Here is a 24380-nt window from a genome sequence, read left to right on the forward strand (position 1 = left end):
ATCCGGGAGGTGCTGGCCCCTGTGCCCGGTATCGAAAACGTAAAAGATTCTCTTAGATTGTGAACGCTAACATATCTGCGCGTCAAGCATCGGCAGCGACCAATTTGGGGCGTCCCAGGGGACGCTGCCGCCTCCCTCGGCACGCTCCGCCATAGGGCAGGGGCCCCGCCAATCTGGCGGAGCCCCTGCCTTCCAGGCGTCAGAGCAAGTTTGACGGGCGGTATTTCGCTGCGGCGCCTTAGCCGAGCTGGCTGTGGAGGCGCTCCAGCTCCGTCTTGGTGACGGGCAGGACGGTGCCGTGGCGCGGTGCGCGAGGCAGTTCGTAGTTGCTCGCGAGCTTCCAGTCGGGGTCTTCGAGACTGGTGCTTTCCAGCGGGATGTAGCCGCGCCCGCCGAACTCATCCACGAAGAGGTAATACTTCTCCTCGGTGTTTGATTTGAAGACGGTCGGCCCCTCTACGCCGCCGGTCCCGGCGTTCTTGCCGATGCAGTTGGCCATCAGGGACCAATTGCGCGGGTTCGTGGCCGGCAGGTCGACAGCCAGCAGGTCCGTGGACTTTTCCTGCATGATGTCGAGGCAGCCGGAGACGCGGGCTTCGTCCTTGGTGAAGCGGTAGTAGGTGTCGCCCTCCTTGATAACTGTGGAGTCGATGACCGAATCACCCGGGTCGTTCCAGACCTTGGCTTCGCTGAAGGTCCGGAAGTCGCGCGTGGTGGAGTACATCATCTTGTTGTGCGTGCCGCCGGAGTGGTTCGGGTCGTTGTCGGCGTAGATCTTGGACGCCCAGTAGACGACGTACGCCCCGATTTTCTCGTCGTAGTGTGCTTCCGGCGCCCACGTGTTCCCTGCCGTGTCCGGAGAGACTTTCACGTGCCGCTGCCCGGACCAGTTCACAAGGTCCGTTGACTCCCAGACCTCCAGGTACTGGCTGCCTTGGCGCTGGGAGGCGTCCCACGAGGTCCCGCTGCCAATGGAGAGGTCGGTGGCGATCATGTAGAACTTGTCGCCTTCGGGAGAGCGGATGACAAAGGGATCGCGCAGGCCCTTGGTGCCAAGGCTGGATTTCACCACTGCCTTTCCGCCGTTGAGTTCGTCCCATTTGAGCGCGTCATTGCCCCGGCTGGCGGCCATGAAAATGTTTTCCCCGGCGATGTCGTTGCCGGTGAAGTACGCGAAGGCGTAGCCCTCTTTGGCCTCGGTCTTGGGCAACGGAAGGACGGTGGCGCGGAAAGTCCTCTTCGTCTTGGTCTTGCCGTAGCTGACGAACGCGTGGAGGTTGAGCTTGACCGGCTTGCCGCCGTAGGCAGGCCGGGTGACCTCGCCGGTGGCGGTGATGGCGGATTCGTCGCTCGATTTCCACACCACGTCGGTCCCGTGTAGGCCCTTGCGGGCAGGGTGATGTTGCCGCGGATTCCCTCGGCGTCCCACACCTCCAGGGCGGCTGCGGCCTCGCTGACTTTCTGCTCGCCGCTGATGTCTTCGAGGACCGTCACGGTGAACGCCTTGGAAGCTGTGGCCGCCCCGGACGTGGCACTGGCCGTCAAAGTCACGGCCGTATTTCCTGTTCCGTAGGCCGGGCGCGTCACGGCGCCCGTGGACGAGACGATGCCCTCGTTCGAGGACGTCCAGGTGTAGGCCGAGCCGTTGGGTCCGGTGCGGGGCAGGTTCAGGCCGGCGGTGACGGCGCTGGTGTCTCCGAGCGACAGATTCTGGAGATCGAGGGCCACCCGCTCTTCCGGGGAGACGTAGCCGAGCTCGCGTACTTCGGCCGCCGAGAGTGCGCGGTTGTAGATGCGGAAGTCGCGGACCTGCCCCTTCAGGTACTTGTCTCCGCTGTAGACCGATCGTCCCAGGTAGTTGGCTGCCGTACTTCCGCCGCCTATGCTGCCCGGGGTGATGGTCACGCCGCCCTTGCGGGCAACTTCGACGCCGTCCTCGTACAGGACGGCGGTGCCGCCACTGAGGGTGTAGGTGATGGTCTTCCAGGCCCCGCGTGCCAGGTCCCGCCCGGCATTGGCTGTCTGCTCCGTTGACCAGTTACCGCTCGCGATCGAGGTGCGGTACGAGTTGCCGGTGGTGAACAGATAGCCGTTGCCGGTGCCGTTGCTGGTATTGCCCAGTCCCCAGATGAAATAGGGGGCGGCCTGATCCGTGGCGAGCTTCACGTCGGTCGAAACAGTGATGGAGTCGAGGCCCCGCATGACGTCGTTGGGAAGGCGGACGTGGGCGTTGGTGCCGCCAAGCTGCAGGCCCTCATCGCCGAGGCGGCTGGCGTCGCCGCTGATGACGCCGTTGCGGCCATTTCCGGAGGAGTCTTCGGCAACGGAGCCGGTCGGTTCGGTCAGGTTGTATTTGAGGACGAGGCCGTCGTCAATGGCAGCCTGGGCGGGGACACCCGCGGAGAGGCCGCCCAGCACGAGGGCGGCCGCTGTGAGGACGGCCGGTCCTGTGCGGGCTCTGAGGGTCATTAAGGGCATGAGTGATGCTTTCGTTCGGGCGGCAAGATGCCGCGGTTGACGGACGGGTCTTGGTGCGGGTCCGGGGAACTGCAGCTGCGCGGTCCGGAGCAGGGGGCCAGGAAAATCAGGAGGTCAGCCTGACGATGAGGGCCTGGGCGCCGCTCACCAGGCCGTCCCGAAGGGCCTGGTTGTCGACGCTGCGCCCGGCAAAGTCGACGTACTGGTTCAGGCAGTGCACAGCTTTCGCCGTGGTTTTCTCGGTCAGTGCTTTCCGGGCCGAGTCCAGCCGGGAGCCGAGCATCGCGTGCGCATCGGCCGTCATGGTGCCGGCGGTGCGGGCTGCATCCGCGACCCCCTGGAGGTCATCGATCTCGCCGGCCGGCGGCGCGAAGGCGGCGCGCTGGGCACATCGGGAGATGCGGTCGGCGTCTGCCTGGGTAAGCGCTCCCTCCGTGATCCACATGCTGTTCACCTGGGCCACGCGCTTCAGCAGTTCAGGCTTGTTCAGGAAGGAAGCAGCGTCCCAGAGGTCGTCGAGCAGGGTGGTCTTGTTGGCCCGCGAAGGGTTGGGCACCCCCGAATCCACGCCGCCTAAGACGACCACCGGCTCCTGGCGCCGGAAGTATGAGTGGAATGCGTCTGCCGTTCCTTCGAGGAAGGGCGCTAGTTCAACGCCGGACAGGGTGAAGTGCAGCGGCTTGCCTGGAACCGGCTGCATGGCGGGGGCCAGGTCTCCGTTGAGCTTGGCAGTCCCGTAGAGGCTGAACGGCAGGAGCGTTGTGCGGCTGTCCCGGGTGACCAAATGCACAGGACCGTACATCAGCGTCTGAACTGTCGGGTCGTCCAGGGCCCTTTCGGCACGGAGGGTGAAGGGCATGTCGATCTCCACCGAGTCGCCGCTCGTCCACGCCCTGGGGATGTTGAGGTAGGTGCCAGGGGCTGCCTGTCCGCCAACCGGAGTTCCGTTGACGCGGACAGTGAAGCCCGCCGCAGCCCAAGCCGGGACCCTCAGGCGGAGTTCGAACTGGCCGTTGCCGGCGATGGTCAGTTTTGACCGCTGCTCGAGCGGATACGACGTCTCCTGCGTGACTGTCAGGTTCCTGCCCTCCCAGTTGAGGGTGGAAGGCATGTAGAGGTTCACATACAGGGCGCTGTTGTCGTCCGCGGTGAAGTAGACGGAATCCTGGTACTTCGTGGCGGACTCCATGCCGGTGCCTTCGCAGCATGTGGTCCCGTTCTTCGGGGTGAAGTCGCGGACGGCGCCAGGCTGAAGGCCAATGAAGTAGGTCGCCAGCGGCAGCTCGGCGTTGTCCTGGTCCTGCTTCGAGCCCAGCACCTGGTTCAGGAGCGCACGCTCGTAATAGTCCATGTATGCGGGGTTCTGCTCCTTGAAGAACAGTTCGCGGGAGAGCTTGAGCATGTTGTAGGCGCAGCAGGTTTCGGCGTCGGTGTCATGCAGCGTGCTGGCAATCTGGCCGGGCGCCTTCCAGAATTCTGTCTGGCTTGTCCCGCCGATGCTGTAGGTGCGCGGACCTGCGACCATGCCCCAGAAGTTGCGGGCGGACTTGAGGTATCTTTCCTCAGCGGTCTTGTTGTACATGAGCATCAGCCCGGTGAAAATCGGGATGTGCTGGTTGGCATGGAGGCCTGTGAGGACGTCCTTGTTGGCGGCGCACGCGTCGATGAGGGAGTCGAGGTCGAAGTATTTGGCGAGTTCAAGGTGCTCCGGCTTGCCGGAGTGCCCGTGGGTTTCCAGGATGGCTTCTACGATGCCGCCGAATTCGCCGCTGGAGAAGATGCCCCACATGCGCTGGCGAACGGCCGGAGTGAGCTTGCTGAGCCGCGAATGCATCCAGTCACAGAGGCCGACCGCCAGGTCGAGGGCTTTGGGCTCCTTCGTGGCCGTGTACGCATCCAGCAGGCCTTTGAGGATCTTGTGGGCCGTGTAGTAGGGGGCCCAGACCCGGGTGTAGTCGGGCGAGGTTCGGGTCTCCAGCTCGATGAACTGCGTTTCCGGGTAGGCCGCGAGGAAACCGGGGTGGCTGGGCAGGCCCCAGGTGCGCCGCAGGGTGGCGTGCCGGCTCTTGCCTGACGTGTCCACCAGCGTGGCTCCGCTCGCCTCACTGCAGTCGATGGAGACGACGTCCCCGCCGCCTGCCGAGGTGGCTGTCGCCCGTGCCGCGGCCAGCTCTCCGATCTGTGCTGCGGTCAGCGCAGCCGACCAGATGTTCACGTCCTGGTAGGAGCCGGCATACAGGGGGTCGTTGTATTGGGACCGGCCAAGCCATGCGTTCGCCAGGCTCCCCAGCGAGGCAGGGGTCAGCGTCATGGCCGTGTTTTGGCCGGCCCGCTGACCATTGACGTACAGGGTTCCGGTTCCACCGCCGAGCGTCACCGCGACATGGCTCCATTCGTTGACCGGCAAAGGGGCCGATCCCACGATCGTCTGCTCGCCGCCGGCGAAGTTTCGCGTAATGGCGAACCGGGGAAGCCCGCTGCCGTCGCGCTGTGCCAGGAACGCATATGTCCTGGTGTCATTTCCGAAGTCGAAAATGCGGGTCCAGTTGGCGGCAGCTGTAGGACGGACCCACGCGGCGAATGTCATGCTGGCCAGCCCGTCGGCCGAACCGGCGGGAAGCTGCCCATACATGTAGGACCCCCGGGCCAGGTCGACGACGGCCCCGGCGAAGTGCCCGGCAGTAGTTTGGACCGCGGGTTCCTGGGCCAGCGCCTGCCGGCATTCGTGGAGCGAGGACACCAGGTTCTGCAGCTTCCTCCCGAACACCTCCTCCCCTGTGCTGGCATAGGCCTGGGCCAGCATGGACATGTGGTGCCCGGTGAAATGGCCCCTGAGGTTACCGTTTGCTTCGCCGTCGAGGCCTTCCCATCCGCCGGCCGGCAGGGGCGTTACGCCCGCTATCGTCCGGAGGCCGGCGTTGGCCCGAAAGACATTGATGTAGCGGCGTTCGTCGTAGCCGCGGGCGAAGTTGAGGATCAAGTCCCGTTTCCGGGCGAACACTCCGGGACCCAGCGTGACGTCCGAAAGTTTGAAGGGGCGAAGGGTAAGCGCGGCGGCAACACTGCCGGTGGTTGACAGGGGCTCCTGGGCGGCGGCTGCCGTAGCTGCGGTCGCCAGCGAGGGGAGCCACGGGAGCGCCGCTGCGGTGGCTCCGAGCCGAAGGATATTGCGCCTGGATACAGGATTCGTCATTGGATCTCCGATACGTTGTCGAGGGCTGCCGCGGATGTAATGCGGGAGTGGCCCGGCCGGTTCGCCGGCCGGGCCACTCCCTGTCTCTTATACACATCTAGATGTGTATAAGAGACAGTGCGTGAGCTGGCCTATTTGCGTGAGCCGGCGTCGGCCAGCCGGATGAAGGTCACAGAGCTGGGCTCGAAGGTGTAGGTGAACTTCGGCCCTGCGCCGTTGAAAACGCTCGCCGCGGAGGCGAGGTTCTGCCCGTCCGCAGTCTCGGTGAGCGTCGTTACGGCAGCGCTGGCCGCGATGTTGGCCGCGCCGGTGACGTTGAGGTCTACGGGCGTCCGCTCCGTCGAGGTGTTGACCACCTTGACGATGGTGTCGCCCGACTGTGCGTCCTTGGTGACCACGGAGTAGATGGGATCAGCCGGAGTATCGTCCACGGTGCCCCACAGGACGTTGTCCAGGTACAGCTTCGCGGTGCGCCCGGCGACCTCGATGCGGATGTCGTATTCATGTCCGGTTTCGATGACCGTGTTCTTTTCCAGGACGTTTGTCTTGGCGCCGTTGACGGCCTTCTCGACGACAGACTTCGAGTTGTTCCAGCCGCCCAGGTTCCACCAGAAGTAGTTTCCGGTGTCCTTGACGCCGAAGGAGACCAGGAAGCCTTCGGAGCCGGCCAGCTTGGTGGCCTTGGTGCTCAGCGTGTAGTTGCTCCATTCCGGGCTTCCGGCGGTGACCATGGTGTTCTGGGCGGTGGTGCTTGACTGCACGTAGGCACCGTCCCGAATGGACCAGGAGCCGGTGCCGTTGCCGGTCCAAGCCGCAGCCGTTCCCGAGAAGTCATCGCTGAACAGGGTGGCGCCGTCGTGGCCTGTCACCTTGACGTTGTCGTAACGGGCGGAGGTGGCCCAGGTGGACAGGCCGATCTTGCCGGCAATGGGCGCCACGGTCGAGGCCGGGTTCTCCTGCGTGCTCGGCACCACATGCGTGCCGACGTTGTTCATGAACAGCTTCTGGACCTCGTAGTTGGGGGTGGTCCGGATCGAGGTTCCGTTGAAGAACATCATGTCCGGGCTCCACTGCGTGTTGGCCTCATTTGCGATCAGCGGGGCGTAGGACGCCATCTTGACGACGTCTGCGTTCCGTTCGAGACCTGTCATGTAGGAGGCTTCCGCGAGGGCGTTGACGGGCTTGTTGCCCTGGGAGGCGTACTCGCCCAGGAAGACCTTATAGCTGTTGCGGCTGTAGGAGTCGTACCGGTGGTTGTTGTTCAGGAACCACTGCGGGGTGTTGTAGTAGTGCTCGTCGACGAAGTTCACGCCGGTCTGGGCATTGAATTGCGAGAGGTCGTCGAATTCCGGTCCCTGGCTGAACGGACCCGTGTTTCCGATGATCTTGATCTCGGGGTGGGCCGCCCTGACGGCGTTGTAGAACTGGGTGAAGTATGCCTTGAATTCGGGCTTGTATTCCTCGTTGCCCAGGCTGATCCGCTCAAGTTTGTACGGTGCCGGATGGCCGTATGCGATGCGTTTTGCACCCCATTCAGTGCTGGCATCGCCGTTCGCGAATTCGATGAGGTCGAGCGTGTCCTGGATATAGCGGTCAAGGGTGGCCTGATCGGGAGCGGACTTGTTGTCGCCGCATCCCGTAACGCCAACGGGAACTACCGGCACAGGGACTGCGCCCATATCCTCTGCCCACTGAAAGTACTCCATGTAGCCGAGGCCGTAGGTCTGGTTGTAGCCCCAGAAGTTCCGGTTCGCCGGCCGCTGCTCCACCGGGCCGATGGTGTCTTTCCACTGGTAGGTGCGGGCGCGCGTGTAATTGGGGGCTGAGTAGGTGTCGTAGCTTCCGGTGTTGACGATGCAGCCACCCGGGAAGCGCAGGAAGCCGGGGTTCAGGGCCGCGATCTTTTCGGCGAGGTCCTTACGAAGGCCGTTTGCCCGGCCGTTCCACGTGTCCTGCGGAAACAGCGAAATCATGTCGAGCCGGACCGTTCCGGTTCCCTGAACGACTGTCGCCAGCCTGCCCGCCCCGGTGGACGACTTGGGCGACAGCGTCACATCGTACTTGGCCCACTTGTCGCCCTTGATTTTCACCGTGGCGATGTCCAGGCGGGTGCCTTCCGGTGTCTCCAGCGTGACAGCAAGGCTGCTGCCGGCAGGGTTGGAAGTCCGCGCCCAGACTGAGTAGCTGTATTTCTTGTGTGCCTCGAGCTTCTGCCCGGCGTTCCAGCCGCTGTTGCGGACGCCGACCCCCGCGGCGCCGCCGGCGCCTGCACTGGCGGCGTCGACCTGCAGGTAGTTCCGGTTGTTCTCGTTCAGGCGATTGCCGTCATTGACGACGGCGACTGTTCCGTCGCTGCCCCGCCGCAGGGTTTCCCAAGCGGTCATGGGCGTGTAGGTGCGGTTGTCCCCCGAGTTGAATTCAAACGACCGGTTCTGAACAAGTTCGGCGTAGATGCCGCCGTCGGCGCCCTGGTTGATGTCCTCGTAGAAGGCCCCGTACATGGTCGGATCGATCGAAGGTCCCGCCTCGGCGGCGTTGATGTTGATGGTTCGGTTCGTTGCCGGCTCTGCATTGGCGCCCAGCGCCGGGGTCAGCGACAGCACCGCTGCTGCCAATGATCCGGCAAACGCCATGGTGCAGGCCCGCTTTGCGGGACTCGGGGATTTTGATGGCATGGAAGAGATGGCCTTTCTCCATTGAACGGTCCGCCGGCTCGCCGGCGCAGCTCAGGCAGGGCGGCCGCCGACAGTTTCGCGGGATGCAATTCCGTCCTCGGGCGTGGCCGCCGGTGAACGGGTGACAAAAGCTGTTAACGCTAACAAAATGCGCGTCGGGAAAAGTATTGGACATCTTTGCGGCGTTGTAAAGAGCCTTGACAATAGCCGTGTGGGGATTCGACGCTCCTGATGCGCAAGCCACCAATTTATGACCGGCACTACTTGACGGCGTGTTTTGTTAGCGTTCACAATGGGTCGCAGAGCGCATCAGCTCACTTGCAGCAATGGCGGTGTTCGAGGTCTCCCGCCTGCATGTAACTACGCTTCCGGGAGGATGTTGTGTTTAAGAAGTCCCTAATTGCGGTTGCCGCCGCATCGATGCTCACCCTGACTGCCTGCGGGGGAACCGGCAGTGCTGCCGGCAACGCCGCAGGCAGTGACAAGATCACCATGGGCTTTGCCCAGGTCGGCGCCGAAAGCGGGTGGCGCACCGCCAACACCAAGTCCGTACAGGAATCGGCCAAGAAGGCCGGGGTCGACCTGAAGTTCTCGGATGCCCAGCAGAAGCAGGAGAACCAGATCAAGGCGATCCGCTCCTACATCCAGCAGAAGGTCGATGTCATTGCGTTCTCCCCTGTGGTGGAGTCCGGCTGGGACACGGTGCTGAAGGAAGCCAAGACGGCGAAGATTCCCGTCATCCTCACCGACCGGGCGGTGGACTCGTCGGACAAGACCCTGTACAAGACGTTCCTCGGTTCCGACTTCGTTGAAGAGGGCAAGAAGGCAGGAGCCTGGGTCGTGGAGGACTCCAAAGCAGCCTCCGACACGGTCAACATCGTCGAAATTCAGGGCACCACCGGATCCGCGCCGGCGAACGACCGGAAGGAAGGATTCGAGGAGGCCATCAAGGCCAATCCGAAGCTGAAGATCATCGCGTCGCAGAGCGGGGACTTCACCCGGAGCGGCGGCAAGCAGGTCATGGAGGCTTTCCTCAAGAACAACCCGGACATCGACGTTGTCTTCGCCCACAATGACGACGAGGGGCTGGGTGCCATCGAGGCCATCGAAGCGGCCGGCAAAGTTCCCGGCAAGGAAATCAAGATCGTCACCATTGACGCGGTGAAGGACGGCATGACCGCGCTGAGCAACGGCAAGATCAACTACATCGTTGAATGCAGCCCGATGCTCGGCGACCAGCTCATGGACCTTGCGAAGAAGGTCATTGCCGGCGAGAGCGTTCCGGAACGCGTCGTCACCGAGGAGACGGCCTTCACGCAGGAGCAGGCCAAGCAGGTTCTTGCCAGCCGCCCGTACTGAACCACGGCGCCCCTGAACGTCCGTGCGGCGGCGGATGACCGCCGCCGCCCGGCCCACCAATCACAGAAAAGACACGAGGATGAACGAAATCGTTCCGGTCGTCGAGATGACCGACATAGCTATTGGATTTCCAGGAGTTAAGGCGCTCGACGGAGTCAACTTCCGCCTCTTCCAAGGTGAAGTTCACGCCCTCATGGGAGAGAACGGCGCTGGCAAGTCCACCCTGATCAAGGCCCTGACAGGCGTGTACGCCATTGATTCCGGCACGATAACCGTACTCGGCGAGCACCAGCAGTTCTCGACGCCCGCCGCATCACAGGCAGCGGGCATCAGCACCGTCTACCAGGAGGTCAACCTCTGCCCCAACCTGACCGTTGAAGAAAACGTGCTGCTGGGACGCGAGCCGCGCCGCCGCGGTTCCATTGACTGGAAGGGCGTACGGTCCAGGACCCGTGAGGTCCTCGCAGAACTGCACCTGAACCATGTTGATCCCGGATCCCTGCTCTCCTCGCACTCCATCGCGGTCCAGCAACTCATCGCCATTGCCAGGTCGGTGGAGATCAACGCCAAGGTCCTCATCCTGGATGAACCAACGTCGAGCCTGGACGCCGACGAAGTCAAGCAGCTCTTCCGCGTGATCCGGGACCTCCGGGACCGCGGAGTAGCCATTCTCTTTGTCTCCCACTTCCTCGAGCAGGTCTACGAGATCTCCGACCGCATGACGGTGCTCCGCAACGGCAAGCTCGTGGGCGAATACCTGACCCGCGACCTCTCCCGCATGGGCCTCATTTCCAAGATGATTGGTAAGGAAATGGAGGCTCTCGCCGAGCTGGACCAGGCACCGGCCCGGACACGTGCCAGGACAGGCTCCGGGGTGACGCCGTTCGTTGAGGCCCGCGGACTCGGGCGGAAGGGATCGGTTTCGAATGTGGACCTCTCCATCTACCCCGGGGAGGTCGTGGGCCTCGCAGGCCTGCTGGGAGCAGGCCGGACCGAGATCGCCCGGCTCCTTTTCGGCGCCGACAAGGCCGATGAAGGCTCCATAAAGGTTAAGGGCGTCAGCCAAAAGATCCGCTCCCCGCGGACCGCCATCGATAAGCGCATCGGGTTTTGCTCCGAGGACCGCAAAGAAGAAGGCCTCATCGGAGACCTGTCCGTCCGCGACAATCTCATGCTGGCCATGCAGGCCAGCAAAGGCTGGGCACGCCGCATTCCGCGCCGTGTCCAGGACGAGCTCGTCGCCGAATACATCGCAACCCTCGACATCCGGCCGGCGAACCCCGACGCGCTGATCCGCAACCTCAGCGGCGGGAACCAGCAGAAGGTACTGCTCGCCCGCTGGCTGATCACATCCCCTGAGCTGCTGATCCTCGACGAGCCGACCAGGGGAATCGACATCGGGGCGAAGACCCAGATCCAAAAACTCGTCAACAAACTCGCGACCGAAGGGATGTCCATCCTCTTCATCTCCTCGGAGCTCGAAGAAGTCCTGCGCCTGAGCGACCGCGTCGCCGTCATCAAGGACAGGGAAATGGTCGCTGAAATTCAGAACGACGGCGTCTCAGTGGAAGACGTCATGACGGTCATCGCCGGAGGTACGCAGTGAAATCCCTTATGCAGAACCGCCTTGCCTGGCCGGTAATCGCGCTGGCAGCGCTCGTGCTGCTGAACCAGGTTTTCCGGCCTGACTTCCTGAGCCTGAGGATGCAGGACGGACACCTCTACGGCAGCATCATCGACATCATGCGCAACGGCGCCCCCACCATCCTCATCGCGCTGGGAATGACCCTCGTCATCGCCACCCGGGGCATAGACCTCTCTGTCGGCGCGGTCGTGGCCATCGCCGGAGCGGCATCGTGCGCCTACATCGCCGCTTCCCCGGAGCCTGCCTCGCCGGTTACGGCAGCCATGGCAGTTCTCATCGCGGTGTCTGCGGGGCTTCTCCTGGGTGCATGGAACGGGTTCCTGGTCTCGACGGTCGGTGTGCAGCCGATCATTGCGACCCTGGTGCTGATGACCGCCGGAAGGGGCATAGCCCAGCTCATCACCGGCGGCCAGATCGTCTCAGTCTCGAATGACTCCTACAAGTCAATCGGCGCCGGGTACCTGTTCACGCTTCCCATCTCCATCCTGATCACCGCGGCAGTCTTCCTCGTGGCGGCCGTCCTCACCCGGCGCACGGCGCTGGGAACCCTGATCGAAGCCGTGGGCATCAACCCGGTGGCCAGCCGCCTCGCCGGGCTCCGCTCGCGGAACATCATCTGGATCGTTTACGTCTTCAGCGCAGTGTGCGCCGCAATCGCCGGCCTGATGATCAGCTCCAACGTCACCGCGGCCGATGCCAACAATGCCGGGCTTTACATCGAAATGGACGCGATCCTCGCCGTCGTCATCGGCGGCACGTCACTCGCCGGCGGGCGATACACCCTGGCAGGGACGGTGATCGGGGCCTTCATCATCCAGACCCTGACCACCACCGTCTACACTCTCGGAATCCCGCCGGAAGTGACTTTGGTGTTCAAAGCCCTCGTCGTCATTACCGTTTGTCTCCTGCAGGCACCCAAGGCCCGGAACCTGTTGAGGAGCCTCAAAGCCGCACCCAACCCCGGCACCAAGGAAAAGGTCGCAATCTGATGTCTTCCCTGTCCACCCTCACGCCACTGACCGTCAAGGAACCGTCGCCGCTCCGCAGCCGCATGCGCGGAGGCGCCCGCTACGCGCCGACCCTCGCGACCCTGGGGCTCTTCATCGCCATGTTCGCCGTGGGTGCCGGAATGTACCCGAGCTTCCTCTCCGGCCAGGTGTTCCTGAACCTCTTCATCGACAACACGTTCCTGATCGTGCTCGCCGTCGGCATGACGTTCGTGATCCTGACAGGCGGCATCGACCTGTCAGTCGGCGCCGTCGTCGCACTGTCCATGATGGTCAGCGCCACACTTCTCCAGCAGGGTTGGAATCCGTCCGCCGTCATCCTCCTGGTCCTGGTGATCGGTGGCGGCCTGGGCCTCCTCATGGGACTGATCATCCAGTACTTTGACATTCAGCCCTTCATCGTCACCCTCGCCGGCATGTTCCTCGCCCGCGGCCTCTGCTACGTCATCAGCCTCGACTCGATCCCCGTCACCGAGGGATTCTTCACCAGCGTTGCCCAGGCCCAGATCCCGCTTCCCGGCGACCTCTTCGTCTCGCCCGGTGTAGTTCTTGCCCTAGCCATCGTCGCCGCAGCCTTCTTCGTCCTCCACCACACGCGCTTTGGCCGGACCGTCTACGCCATCGGCGGCAACGAGCACTCGGCAATGCTCATGGGGCTGCCGGTCACGAGGACAAAAATCCTGGTCTACGCACTCAGCGGCCTCTGCTCCGCCGTCGCCGGAGTTCTGTTCTCCTTCTACAGCCTCTCCGGCTACAGCCTCGCAGCACAGGGAATGGAGCTTGATGCCATCGCCGCCGTCGTCATCGGCGGCACCCTGCTGACGGGCGGAACGGGCTACGTCCTTGGATCCGTCGTGGGAGTCCTCGTGCTGGGAATCGTCCAGACATTCATCGCCTACGACGGAACACTGAGTTCCTGGTGGACCAAGATCGTCATCGGCGGCCTGCTCCTCGTCTTCATCCTGCTGCAGCGGCTCTTCGCCAGGAAGACGGCCTAACAGGCCAGGTGCCGCCAGTTCCGCACTCCCCTTAACCACCGATTCATCAATGAGTCCTCTCTCCGCGCGCGCGGCCTCCCGCCTCCGATGAGGCGCGCCCGCGCCTGCCCGGGGAAGGAAATCCAGGAAGGACGCTTTCACCATGAATGATCCCCTCAACCGGCAGTTTTCGCGCCGCTCGTTCCTCGGCTCCGGAACCGCCGCGGCCGCCACCGTAATACTGGCCGGCGCCGGTGCCGGCACGCTGATGACGGCCCCTGCCTCGGCCGCAGCCCCCGCACCATCGACGCCGGTAATCAACCCCGTCGTTTCGCAGCGGGCGGACCCGTGGCTCATGAAGCACACCGACGGCAGGTACTACTTCACCGGATCCGTGCCGGAATACGACCGGATCATCCTCCGCTCTTCATCCACCATTTCCGGGCTGGGCGGCTCCGCTGAGGCTGTGGTGTGGACCCGGCCTGCAACCGGGACGATGGGCGGCTACATCTGGGCTCCGGAGCTGCACCACTTTGACGGGAAGTGGCACATCTACTTCGCCGCCGGCGACAGCGATGATGTTTTCCGGGTGCGGATCTACGTGATATCCACGGCCGCCGCGGACCCGACCACCGCTGCGTGGGAACCACCGGTCCGGGTGTACACGCATGCAGACACGTTCTCCCTGGATGCCACCACGTTCGAGCACGCGGGCACGCGGTACCTGCTGTGGGCGCAGAGCGATACCGGCGTGAATTCGAGCCTGTTCATCGCCTCCATGTCATCTCCCTCCACCCTGTCCAGCGCACCGGTGCGCATCGCCGTCCCCACGCTGGCCTGGGAAACCAAGGGGTACAAAGTCAACGAAGGGCCTGCCGTGATCAAGCGGAACGGCCGGATCTTTGCAACCTTCTCCGCCAGCGCGACCGACTCCAACTACTGCATGGGCCTCCTCACTGCGGACGAAAACGCGGACCTGCTCAATGCGGCGTCGTGGACGAAGACCCCGACGCCGGTATTCGGCACATCTGAGGGGTCAAAGCAGTACGGACCCGGGCATAACTCCTTCACAGTGGACGAAGCGGGCAATGACGTTCTCGTGTACCACGCCAGGTCCTACCGCGACCCGATCGGCAACCCCCTCTTTGACCCCAACAGGCATGCCCGCGTTCAGCGGCTGCACTGGAAGGCAGACGGAACACCCGATTTCGGCGTTCCCGTGGGCGACGGCGAACTCCCCGTCCGGCTGGAGTCCGCCGCTGCCCCGGGCGCCTACCTCGTTCACGACGGGACAACCGTCACGGCCTCGTCAGCGCCGGCACTGGGAGCGTCCCAGTTCCGCATTGCGCCCGGCTATGCCAAGAAGAACTCTGTGGTCATCGAACCTGTCCTGACCAAGGGACGTTACCTTCGGGTCCAGGGCTCAAGTGTCGCAATCGCGTCCACCGACGGATCGTCGTCGGCGTTCATCCAGCGGGGCGGACTTTCGGGTCGGGCCGGAGTCTCCTTTGAGTCAGTCGATGTCCCCGGCTCCTATCTCCTGCTCCGGCAGGGCGTCCTCACCCTGGCGAAAGCCGGCAAGAACGACAGGACCGCGGCCACCTTCTTCCAGAGCACGTAGCCGCACGGCACGGTTGCGGTCAGCATCCCCGCAGGGCCCGGCAGGCTTCCCAGCTGCCGGGCCCTGCGTGTACCAACTCAAAGAAGTGTGCCGCCAAAGAAGTGCGGCCGCGCCAGCCACCGCTCCCCTGGGCTCAGTGCGCGGCGTGTGGCGGCGCAGTGGTGGAGCGAACCACAAGCCTGGGGTTGACCACCGACGATGCACCCGAATGACCGTTGGCCATATCGAAAAGGAGCATTTGCATGCAGCGGGCCCCGAGTTCCTTGAAACCCTGGTTGACGGTGGTCAGGGGCGGCACAAGGTAGGCGGCCTCGGGCTGGTCGTCGTAGCCAACAAGGCTGATGTCCTGCGGGACGCGCAGCCCGGCTTCGCTGAAGGCGCGCAGGGCTCCGAGTGCCATCTGGTCGTTGGCGGCGAACAGCGCGGTGACGTTTCCTGCGGCCGCAAGTTCAAGCCCGGCGCGGTAGCCGCTCTCGGCGCTCCAGTCGCCGCGGATCAGTACGGAGTCGTCCAGTTCCGCCTGCGCGAGGGTGCGGCGCCAGCCGTCAATGCGGGCGGCGGCGTCAATCCAGTCCGGCGGCCCGGAGACGTGCGCGATGGCTGTGTGGCCCAGGTCCACAAGGTGCTGCACGGCTAGGGTGGCGCCCATCCGCTGGTTCACCGCGGCGACGCTCAGCCGCTCATCGACGCCGAAACCCACTGCGACCAGCGGGACGGCCATGCTGATGGTGCTGAGCGATTCGAACATGGCCTCGTGCGGAACAATCACCACGATGCCGTCCACTGACTGCATCATGAAGTATTCGAGGGCGTCCTTGATCGCCACGGGCGTGACTTCACTGAGGCTGGCCACGCTCACGAAGTAGCCCTTGTCCCGGGCTGCCTGCTGCACTCCGAGCAGCGTATTGGCGGGCCCGTAATGGGACATGTCGCTGCCCAGGACGCCGATGGTCTGGGACCGCCGGGTGACCAGGCTGCGCGCTGCGGTGTTCCGGCGGTAGCCCAGGTCCAGGATGGCCTGCTCGACGCGTTCACGGGTCTGGGCGCTGACGTTGGGATGCGCATTGAGGACCCGCGAGACGGTCTGGTGCGAGACGCCGGCCAGTTTGGCCACGTCCTCCATCACGGGAGGACGCCTGATCTCTGATCCTACCGACATTCCCCCTCCTTAGTTAGCGCTAACAATCAGCTTACCAGCCAAGGCAAAGATCAGGCTGCGGGAATATTCGGGGGCTCAGCCAGGGGCGGAGGTGCTCCGCCGCACCACCAGTTCGGCAGCCACCACGGTGCTGCTGACGCTGTCGCCGTCCTCGATGGCGGTGAGCATGAGGTCAATGCAGCGCCGGCCCAGTTCCTCGAAGTCCTGGCGGACGGTGGTGAGCGGCGGGGTGAAGTAGCCCGATTCCGGTTGGTCATCGAACCCGACGACGGAGACGTCGTCGGGCACGCGGACGCCTGCCTCATTGAACGCGCGCAGCAGGCCCAGCGCCATCTGGTCGTTGCCCACGAAAATGGCCGTGGCCGTGCGTTCGGCGGCCAGCTTCCTGCCAATCTCGTAACCGCTGCCGGCACTCCAGTCGCCGGTCATCAGGAGGTCGTCCTCAAGGCCCGCGGCCCGCAGGGCGGCGCTCCAGGCCTCGGCCCTCGCCACGCCGTCGATCCAGTCCTGCGGTCCGGCGACGTGACCGATCCGCCGGTGGCCCAGTTCAATCAGATGCCCGACGGCGAGTTCGGCCCCCCGGGTCTGGTCCACCATGGCGCCGCTCACGGCGTCGTTTCCCAGCGACCCCACCGCCACCACCGGCACGCCGACTTGCAGTTCCGCGAGGGCGAGCAGCGTGTCGGAATGCGGCACGCTCACCACGATGCCGTCGACGGACTGGTCCATGAAGTGCCTGACGGCATCGAAGATCGCCTCGCGGCTGACGGACTTCAGTGCCGCGATGCTGACAAAGTAGCCGGCGTTCCGGGCCGCCTGTTCAACCCCCAGCAGCGTGTTGGCCGGGCCGAACTGGGAGAGTTCGCTGGCCAGGACACCGATGGTCTGGGACCGGCGCGTGACCAGGCTCCGGGCCGCGGTGTTGCGCCGGTAACCCAGCTCGGCAACGGCCGCCTCCACCCGCTCGCGCGTCGCTTTGCTGACATTGGGGTGGTTGTTGATCACCCTGGACACGGTCTGGTGCGAGACGCCGGCGCGCTCCGCCACGTCCTCAAGCCGCGGCAGCCGCGCGTTGCTTTTAGTCATGGGGCTATTCTGCGCGACGCCGCGCCGCAACACGAATGCCGCACGCCCGCCAAGCGCAGGGACGCAAAAAAGTCCCCGGCTCCTGTCGCCAGGAACCGGGGACTTTCCACTCTTCGCTAAAAGAGTGGGCCCTGTGGGGATCGAACCCACGACCCACGGATTAAAAGTCCGATGCTCTACCAACTGAGCTAAAGGCCCAAACTGACTGTCGAAATGCCTGCCGCAACGGCCTGCACAGCGGGTGTCAGCTCCAGTCCATTTCTGGACGTTAATACTGTACCCCAGTCCGGGGGTGACTTTTCGCACGGGGCCTTCCGCCGCCGTCGTCCGGGTCACTTCACGGACCGGCGACGGCGGAAACCGCGCGACTCCGCGGAACAAAGGCTCCGGAAGCGCGCTCGATTACCGCACGGACCAGGAGTAGCGTGGGAGCATGAGCGAGAAAGCAGGAACCAGCGGCCCGGGCGGGGCGGAGCGGCACCACAAACCAAAGCCTTTTGCGCCCATTGATTTCGAGCCATTCGCAGGCGGTGCGGATCCGGCGCGCGTGTCCGAAGCGGCACACCTCGCTGCCCAGGCGCTGGTGCGCCACGGGCGGGACAGCGACGATCCCGTCATCACCAAACGCCTGGTGAAGCTCGCCGACGAACAGGGTCTGGAAGCCATCGCAGAGATGTGGGCCGAGAGCCCTGCCCGTTCACTTCCAGGTGCGCTGTGGCGGCTGTATGCACTCCGCGCGGCGACAGTCCAGGACCCGGAGCGCATCTCCGTGTACTTCAAGGCGGGCAAGGACACGGCACAGGTGTCCAACGTGGTTGCCGGCGCGGCCGAACCGCCCGGCGCCGACGAAATGAAGACCATGGCTGATGCGATTCTGTCCGGCGCGTTCGACGGCGACTTCGACGTCGCGCTGGAGCGTTCGGCCGCGTTCTGCCGCGTGGTTGCGCTGGGACAGGCCACGCTCGCGGACGGCGCCGACCACAGCAACGAGGTCCACGCCCGCAAGCTGACGCGCAACTCCCACCTCCTGGTGAAGACCGCCGAGGACCTCGAACATGCCGCCAACGCCTGGCGGCTGGGCGAGCTTGACTGACCCATTGGGGCCGATCTGTCAATGTTGACTTGGCAGGATCAAAGTAGAACACTGAAACTGGTGCCGAACCGCGAAACCCCCGGGCTTCAAAATTTAGCCGCCTAGAGCGGCCTACCGCCGAGAGGCGTATCCGGTTCGGCACCATTTTCATGCCCGGTTGCCGGTGCCGGTAAAGTACTGACTAGCTGCGGGGGCGCGACGTCAAGTCACACGATCCGCAGTGCCCAGCCCTGACGATCCTCCGGAGACCGGTACTAATGAAGCTGCGCCTTTTTCCGCAGGAGCCCGCCGGGCTGAACCTTCTCTCACAGCTGGCACGGCAGATCGTCCTGGCCAGCGCCACCATGGCGGAGATCTTGGGAGCACCGGCCACTGAGCATCACCGGCTGGTCGAGGACATGCACAACCACGAGGCCAAGTCCGCCGAGCTGCACTTCGCCCTCCTGACCCACATGCGCACCAGCTTCGTGAACCCGCTGCCCCGCGAGGACATGTACAGCCTCTCCCTGTGCCTCAACGAAGCAATCGAGAAGCTGGACGCCGCAGCCGAACTCGTGGCGCTCTACAAGCTGGACCGGCTTCCGAAACGGGCCGCCGACCAGCTGGAAATCATCAGCCGCCAGGCCGAGCTCACCGCTGATGCCATGCGGCGGCTCAACAACCTCGATGACCTTGAGGACTACTGGATCGAGGTCCTCCGCCTGGCCAAGCGTGCCGAGCGGACGCACCGGATCTGGGTGGCGGACATGCTCAAGGACATGAAATCCACGCAGTACGCCCGGAACAGGGACATCGCCAACCAGCTCGTTGACGTCACCAAGGACATGCGGCGCATCGCCACCCAGGTAGGCAGCATCATCGTCAAGGAATCCTGACGTGACGCTGTTCATCTTCGCCCTGGTGGTGGCCCTGGCCGCCGCTTTTGCGTTCATCAACGGCTTCAGGGACGTGTCCACCTCGGTGGCCCTTGCCGTCCGCACCCGGGCGCTGACGCCCACGGTGGCCGTCCTGCTCGCGGCCGCCTTCAACTTCATCGGCGCCCTGCTCAGCGCCGGCCTGGCCGTGGCTATCAGCCAGACCTGGGTGACCCTCCCCCGCGGCGACAGCGGCCTGACCATCCTGGCGGCCGGACTGGCCAGCGCCTGCGTCTGGGGCCTGTTGCTGTGGTGGCGCGGCATCCCGTCGTCGTCCACGCATGCCCTGGTGGGCGGCCTGGCCGGTGCCGGCACCGCCAGCGTGGTGGTGGGCGGCAACTCCGTGGGCGGCGTGGACCAGTCACTGCTGTTCCAGGTGGTGCTGCCCTTGGTCTTCTCGCCGGTCATCGCCTTCATCGGCGCGTACCTGCTGGTCTTCCCGGTCACCTGGGCCGCACGGTATGCGCAGCCCAGCGTCATCAACAAGCGGTTCAGGACAGCACAGTCGATAGCCGCCGGGGCCGTCGCCTTCGGCCACGGGCTCCAGGACGGCCAGCGCATCAGCGCCGTCCTCCTCCTGGCCCTTTTGGCGGCCGGGTACAGCGGCGGAGGCTCGATCCCGGTCTGGGTGGCCATGCTGTCAGCCGTCATGATCGCCGTGGGCACGCTCTTTGGCGGCTGGCGGATTTCGCACACTGTCGGCTACCGGCTCACCCGGATTGACCCGCTGCGCGGCGTGGTGGCGCAGGGATTCAGCGCCATACTGCTGTTCCTCGGCGCCATCGGCCTGCACTGGCCCATTTCCACAACGCACACCGTGACGTCGGCTGTGCTCGGCGCGGGGGAAAACCAGAGTTTCGCCACGACGCACCGGAAACTCGTGACCCGGATCCTGTGCCTCTGGGTTCTTACGCCGGCCGCTACGGCGGCCGGCGCCTTCGTCCTTGAGCTCGCGCTGTCGCCGCTGATCACGACCTGACTCATCGCCTCGAGCTTGCGAGGCTAGGGCGGCGGCGGGGACTATCCGAAGCGGCCGGAGACGTAGTCTTCCGTGGCCTTCTGGCTCGGGTTGTTGAAGATGGTGCTGGTCTCGGCAAATTCGATCAGCTTGCCCGGCTTGCCGGTGCCGGCGATGTTGAAGAATGCCGTCTTGTCCGAAACGCGGGCGGCCTGCTGCATGTTGTGGGTCACGATCACCACCGTGTACTGGTCCTTGAGCTCGTTGATGAGGTCCTCAACGGCCAGGGTGGAGATCGGGTCCAGTGCCGAACACGGCTCGTCCATGAGGATTACCTGCGGTTCCACGGCGATGGCGCGGGCGATGCAGAGTCGCTGCTGCTGGCCACCGGAGAGGCCGGAGCCCGGCTTCTCGAGGCGGTCCTTGACCTCGTTCCACAGGTTGGCGCCCTGGAGGGACCGCTCCACGAGGGCATCGGCCTCGCCCTTGGACATCTTCTGGTTGTTCAGCTTCACACCGGCCAGCACGTTGTCCCGGATGGACATGGTGGGGAACGGGTTGGGCCGCTGGAAGACCATGCCGATCTGGGAGCGGACCGTGACGGGGTCAACGCCGGGGCCGTATAGGTTGTCGCCGTCGAGAAGCACTTCGCCCTCGACGCGGGCGCCCGGAAGGACCTCGTGCATGCGGTTGAGCGTCCGCAGGAAGGTGGACTTGCCGCAGCCGGAGGGGCCGATGAACGCCGTGACGGACTTGGCTTCGATGTTGATGCTGACGTCTTCGACAGCCAGGAAGCTGCCGTAGTACACGTTCAGGTCTTTGACGTCGATGCGCTTGGACATGAGGTTCCTTTAACTTGCTGGTATGGATTGAGTCTAGATCCCGGCTGTTCGTTCCGGAACGGCCGGTGACCTGCCTAGCGCCCGGTCTTGGGGGCGAAAATCCTGGCGATCAGGCGGGCCCCGAGGTTCAGGAGCATCACCAGGATGATGAGGACCAGGGCGGCGCCCCAGGCCCGCTGCGAGGACGGGTCCGGGTTGGACGGCGAGGTCGGGTTCAGAATCTGGGTGTAAATGAACGTGGGCAGGGAGGCCATCCAGCCGCCGAACACGTTGTTGTTGATGCTGGTGGCGAACCCGGCGGTCACCAGGATGGGTGCGGTTTCGCCGATCACGCGGGCGATCGCCAGGGTGACACCGGACGCGATGCCGGAGATCGCCGTCGGAATGACCACCTTGAGGATGGTCCGCCATTTGCGGACGCCCAGGGCGTAGGCCGCCTCGCGGAGTTCGTTGGGGACGATCTTCAGCATTTCCTCGCTGGAGCGGACCACCACCGGGATCATCAGCACGGAAAGCGCGACGGCGGCGACGGCGCCGGTTTTGGTGCCGGGCCCCACCACCGCGAAGAAGAAGGCGGCGGCAAAGAGGCCGGCCACGATGGACGGGATGCCGGTCATGACGTCCACGAAGAACGTGATGGCGCGGGCCAGCGGGCGGTCGTTGCCGTATTCGACGAGGTAGATCGCGGTGAGCAGGCCGACCGGCACGGAGATGACCGTAGCCAGGAGGGTGATCTGGACCGTGCCGAGGAGCGCGTGGTAAATGCCGCCGAGGACCGGTCCGCCTCCTTCGGCGGCCCTGTTGTCAAAGACGCCGGTGACGCCGTTCATGGACGTGCCCAGGAACCCCGGCGTGATGATGCCCGGGATGCCGTTGACCAGGACGGTCCAGATGACGGAGATGAGCGGCAGGAGCGCGATGAGGAAGGATCCCACCACCAGGCAGGTGGCCAGCTTGTCCTTGGCCTTGCGTGCTCCTTCGACGGCGGCGCTCCAGCCCACCAGTCCGGCGGCGAAGAGGATGGCGGAGACGATTCCCCAGCCGAAGGCATTGAAGCCGATCAGCGCGAGGATGGCCGCGCCGAGGACCAGCGCTACGGCGAGGACCGCGTACGGGGCGAACTTGGGCAGCTGGCCCTTGGTCAGTGCCGACCTCTTGCGGGCCGGGGTAAGGGTGGAGGTCATTTAGTTGGCTCCCGAGAATTCTTTGTGCCGGCTGATGATCCAGCGTGCAACCATGTTCACGGCCAGGGTGATCACGAACAGGATCAGGCCGGCGGCGATCAGTGTGCTGACCTTCAGGCCGCTCGCCTCAGGGAAGTTCAGGGCGATCTCGGCGGCGATGGTCTGGTTGCCCGACTGGATCAGGCTGGCGGTGAGGGCGCCGGAGGAAAGTACCAGTGCAACGGCCATGGTCTCGCCGAGCGCGCGGCCGAGGCCCAGCATGACGGCGCTGACGATGCCCGGGCGGGCGAAGGGCAGGACGGCCATCTTGATCATTTCCCAGCGCGTGGCGCCGAGGGCCAGGGCGGCTTCCTCGTGCAGCTTGGGGGTCTGAAGGAAGATCTCGCGGGAGAGCGACGTGATGATCGGGAGCACCATGACGGACAGCACGATGCCTGCGGTCAGGATGGTCTTGCCCGTGGCCGACGCAGGACCGTGGAAGATGGGCAGCCAGCCCAAGTTGGCTGCGAGCCAGTCGTAGGCCGGCGCGATTTCCTTGGCCAGGAACGCTGCGCCCCAGGCGCCGTAGATGACGGACGGGATGGCGGCCAGCAGATCGACAACGTAGCCGAGGCCGGAGGCCAGCTTGCGCGGCGCGTAGTGCGAGATGAAGAGTGCGACTCCGATGGCGACCGGGGTGGCGATGACCAGCGCGATGACGGCGGCGATTAGCGTGCCTACGACGATCGGCCAGATGTAGGCGAAGAAGCCCTTGCCGCCCTGGATGTCGGCGGCCGGGGCCGTGAAGGCAGGAATTGCCTGGATGACGAGGAAGAGCGCAACGCCGAACAGCACGGCAAGTATCAGGCACCCTGCTGCCAGGGTGGCTCCGGAGAAGACTTTATCCCCGGCGCGGCCTGCGCCTCGGGAACTTGTCAGGGAGGTGGTGGTCATACCTGGCCCTTCGGTGTTGGTGTTGCGGAGGTGTTGAACATGGTGAAACCGCGCCTGACACGCCTAAGTTCCCCGCCCTGCCTTGCGGCTGGGCGGGGAACTTCAGCGTTCAGTTCAAACCTTACGACTTGACCTTGATGGACTCGATGGCCTTGGCAGCCTTCTCAGCCAGGGCTGCGGACAGCGGAGCCGACTTGGCGGACTCAGCGGCAGCCTTCTGGCCTTCCTCGGAGACTACGTACTTCTCGAAGGCCTTGACCAGGTCAACGGTTTCCTGCTTGGGGTAGGTGGTGCAGACCAGGTGGTAGGAAACCAGGACGACGGGGTAGGCGCCGGATTCGGTGGTGGTGCGGTCCAGCTTGATGGCACCGTCGCTGGTGGCGCGGCCTTCGACGGCCTTGCCGGCGTCAACAGCCTTGGAGGCGGCCTCGGGGGAGATCTTGACGAACTCGGAGCCGACCTTGATCTGGGCGGTGCCCAGCTTGCCGCCGACGGCGGAATCATCGGCGTAGGTCACGGCACCCGGGGTGTCGGTGACGGTCTTGACGACGCCGGACGTGCCCTTGGCGTTTTCGCCCTTCAGCGAAGCGGGCCAGATGCCGTCGGCCTTGTCCTTCCAGACGTCAGGCGCTGCGGCGGACAGGTATTCGGTGAAGTTCTTGGTGGTGCCGGAGTCGTCAGAGCGGCTGACCGGGGTGACCTTGAGGTCCGGAAGCTTGGCATCCGGGTTCAGGGCGACAATGGCGGGGTCGTTCCACTTGGCGATCTCGCCGCGGAAGAGCTTGGCGGCCGTGGTGGCGTCCAGCTTGAGGTCCATGACATCCGGAACGTTGAACGCGATAGCGATCGGGGAGATGTAGACCGGGATGTCGATGGCGCCTTCGGGACCGCACTTGGCCTTGGAGGCCGCGAGTTCCTCGTCCTTCAGGTAGGCGTCGGATCCGGCGAACTGTGCCGAGCCGTCGATGATGGCCTTGCGGCCTGCGCCGGAACCGTCCGGGGAGTACTGCACGGTGGCGCCCTGGTTTGCGGCGGCGAAGTTGGTCTTCCAGACGTCCATGGCTGCGCCCTGCGCAGAGGAGCCGATGCCGGTCAGGGTTCCGGTGACCTTGGTGCCGGCAGCGGACTGGGTGCCTGCGGGAGAGTTCGTGGCGTTGTCTGAACCGCACGCGGTGAGCGCGAGCGCGCCAACGGCGATGACAGCGATAGCCGCGTGGCGGCCGAAGCGGAGTGCCTTCACTGGGTGTACCCCTTCC

General features: G+C 64.7%; 17 protein-coding genes, 1 tRNA gene and 2 pseudogenes. 8 read left to right on the forward strand and 12 right to left on the reverse strand.

Translation table 11 applies throughout. The features are described from left to right. Positions 1 to 238 precede the first annotated feature (238 nt). From B1A87_RS24135 to B1A87_RS16815, 5 genes and pseudogenes are all read right to left on the reverse strand, one after another. A complete protein-coding gene (locus B1A87_RS24135; RefSeq protein ID WP_313902509.1) occupies positions 239 to 1210 on the reverse strand; it encodes a glycoside hydrolase family 43 protein in 972 nt (323 codons plus the stop codon). Positions 1211 to 1273: 63 nt separating this feature from the next. Beyond that, a pseudogene (locus B1A87_RS24735) lies at positions 1274 to 1429 on the reverse strand (immunoglobulin-like domain-containing protein); the annotation flags it as partial. A gap of 110 nt (positions 1430 to 1539) precedes the next feature. Then, a pseudogene (locus B1A87_RS24140) lies at positions 1540 to 2478 on the reverse strand (LamG-like jellyroll fold domain-containing protein); the annotation flags it as partial. 106 nt (positions 2479 to 2584) lie between these two features. Next, positions 2585 to 5671: a beta-L-arabinofuranosidase domain-containing protein gene (locus B1A87_RS16810; protein ID WP_144275853.1), complete on the reverse strand. Its 3087-nt coding sequence runs from the start codon at positions 5669 to 5671 to the stop codon at positions 2585 to 2587. Positions 5672 to 5802: 131 nt separating this feature from the next. After that, entirely contained in the window at positions 5803 to 8346 is a 2544-nt protein-coding gene (locus B1A87_RS16815; RefSeq protein WP_078027369.1) for an alpha-L-arabinofuranosidase C-terminal domain-containing protein, read from the reverse strand. 381 nt (positions 8347 to 8727) lie between these two features. On the opposite strand from B1A87_RS16815, the gene B1A87_RS16820 reads away from it, so the two are divergent. The 5 genes from B1A87_RS16820 to B1A87_RS16840 all read left to right on the forward strand — a co-directional run bounded on the left by B1A87_RS16820 (position 8728) and on the right by B1A87_RS16840 (position 14955). Next, on the forward strand, positions 8728 to 9705 hold the full coding sequence (locus tag B1A87_RS16820; protein WP_139362719.1) for an ABC transporter substrate-binding protein: 978 nt from the start codon (positions 8728 to 8730) through the stop codon (positions 9703 to 9705). A gap of 79 nt (positions 9706 to 9784) precedes the next feature. Continuing rightward, positions 9785 to 11311 carry a sugar ABC transporter ATP-binding protein gene (locus B1A87_RS16825; RefSeq protein WP_078027371.1) on the forward strand — a complete coding sequence of 509 codons (1527 nt, stop codon included), beginning with the start codon at positions 9785 to 9787 and terminating at the stop codon, positions 11309 to 11311. Further along, entirely contained in the window at positions 11308 to 12339 is a 1032-nt protein-coding gene (locus tag B1A87_RS16830; protein WP_139362720.1) for an ABC transporter permease, read from the forward strand. Before B1A87_RS16825 ends, B1A87_RS16830 begins: the two co-directional genes overlap by 4 nt. Then, positions 12339 to 13355: a galactofuranose ABC transporter, permease protein YjfF gene (gene yjfF, locus B1A87_RS16835; RefSeq protein ID WP_185982351.1), complete on the forward strand. Its 1017-nt coding sequence runs from the start codon at positions 12339 to 12341 to the stop codon at positions 13353 to 13355. The genes B1A87_RS16830 and yjfF overlap by 1 nt, the downstream gene beginning before the upstream one ends. A gap of 142 nt (positions 13356 to 13497) precedes the next feature. Next, positions 13498 to 14955 carry a family 43 glycosylhydrolase gene (locus B1A87_RS16840; protein ID WP_078027373.1) on the forward strand — a complete coding sequence of 486 codons (1458 nt, stop codon included), beginning with the start codon at positions 13498 to 13500 and terminating at the stop codon, positions 14953 to 14955. Between the two features lie 133 nt (positions 14956 to 15088). On the opposite strand, the gene B1A87_RS16845 is transcribed toward B1A87_RS16840, so the two are convergent. The 3 genes from B1A87_RS16845 to B1A87_RS16855 form a co-directional block, all read right to left on the reverse strand. Next, entirely contained in the window at positions 15089 to 16114 is a 1026-nt protein-coding gene (locus B1A87_RS16845; RefSeq protein WP_260680908.1) for a LacI family DNA-binding transcriptional regulator, read from the reverse strand. Between the two features lie 75 nt (positions 16115 to 16189). Further along, positions 16190 to 17200: a LacI family DNA-binding transcriptional regulator gene (locus B1A87_RS16850; protein ID WP_078027375.1), complete on the reverse strand. Its 1011-nt coding sequence runs from the start codon at positions 17198 to 17200 to the stop codon at positions 16190 to 16192. 125 nt (positions 17201 to 17325) lie between these two features. Next, positions 17326 to 17398: transfer RNA gene (locus B1A87_RS16855), tRNA-Lys, on the reverse strand. A 235-nt stretch (positions 17399 to 17633) separates the two neighbouring features. Here B1A87_RS16855 and B1A87_RS16860 point away from each other — a divergent pair. The 3 genes from B1A87_RS16860 (at position 17634) to B1A87_RS16870 (ending at position 20186) form a co-directional block, all read left to right on the forward strand. After that, entirely contained in the window at positions 17634 to 18293 is a 660-nt protein-coding gene (locus B1A87_RS16860; RefSeq protein WP_056631802.1) for a hypothetical protein, read from the forward strand. A gap of 257 nt (positions 18294 to 18550) precedes the next feature. Then, positions 18551 to 19168: a DUF47 domain-containing protein gene (locus tag B1A87_RS16865; protein ID WP_078027376.1), complete on the forward strand. Its 618-nt coding sequence runs from the start codon at positions 18551 to 18553 to the stop codon at positions 19166 to 19168. 1 nt (position 19169) lies between these two features. Beyond that, a complete protein-coding gene (locus B1A87_RS16870) occupies positions 19170 to 20186 on the forward strand; it encodes an inorganic phosphate transporter (RefSeq protein WP_078027377.1) in 1017 nt (338 codons plus the stop codon). 41 nt (positions 20187 to 20227) lie between these two features. Here B1A87_RS16870 and pstB read toward each other — a convergent pair whose 3' ends face one another. The 4 genes from pstB to pstS all read right to left on the reverse strand — a co-directional run bounded on the left by pstB (position 20228) and on the right by pstS (position 24364). Beyond that, the gene (gene pstB, locus B1A87_RS16875) at positions 20228 to 21007 is read right to left on the reverse strand and encodes a phosphate ABC transporter ATP-binding protein PstB (protein ID WP_078027378.1); all 780 of its coding nucleotides are present in this window, start codon (positions 21005 to 21007) and stop codon (positions 20228 to 20230) included. Between the two features lie 74 nt (positions 21008 to 21081). Then, positions 21082 to 22191, reverse strand: a complete 1110-nt coding sequence (gene pstA / locus B1A87_RS16880; protein WP_078027379.1) for a phosphate ABC transporter permease PstA — start codon at positions 22189 to 22191, stop codon at positions 21082 to 21084. Next, positions 22192 to 23124, reverse strand: coding sequence for a phosphate ABC transporter permease subunit PstC (pstC, locus tag B1A87_RS16885; protein WP_078027380.1), 933 nt, complete (start codon positions 23122 to 23124; stop codon positions 22192 to 22194). Positions 23125 to 23245: 121 nt separating this feature from the next. Continuing rightward, positions 23246 to 24364, reverse strand: coding sequence for a phosphate ABC transporter substrate-binding protein PstS (pstS, locus tag B1A87_RS16890; RefSeq protein WP_078027381.1), 1119 nt, complete (start codon positions 24362 to 24364; stop codon positions 23246 to 23248). Positions 24365 to 24380: the final 16 nt, after the last annotated feature.

The sequence above is a fragment of the Arthrobacter sp. KBS0703 genome, from assembly GCF_002008315.2.
In the GTDB taxonomy this organism is placed as follows: domain Bacteria; phylum Actinomycetota; class Actinomycetes; order Actinomycetales; family Micrococcaceae; genus Arthrobacter.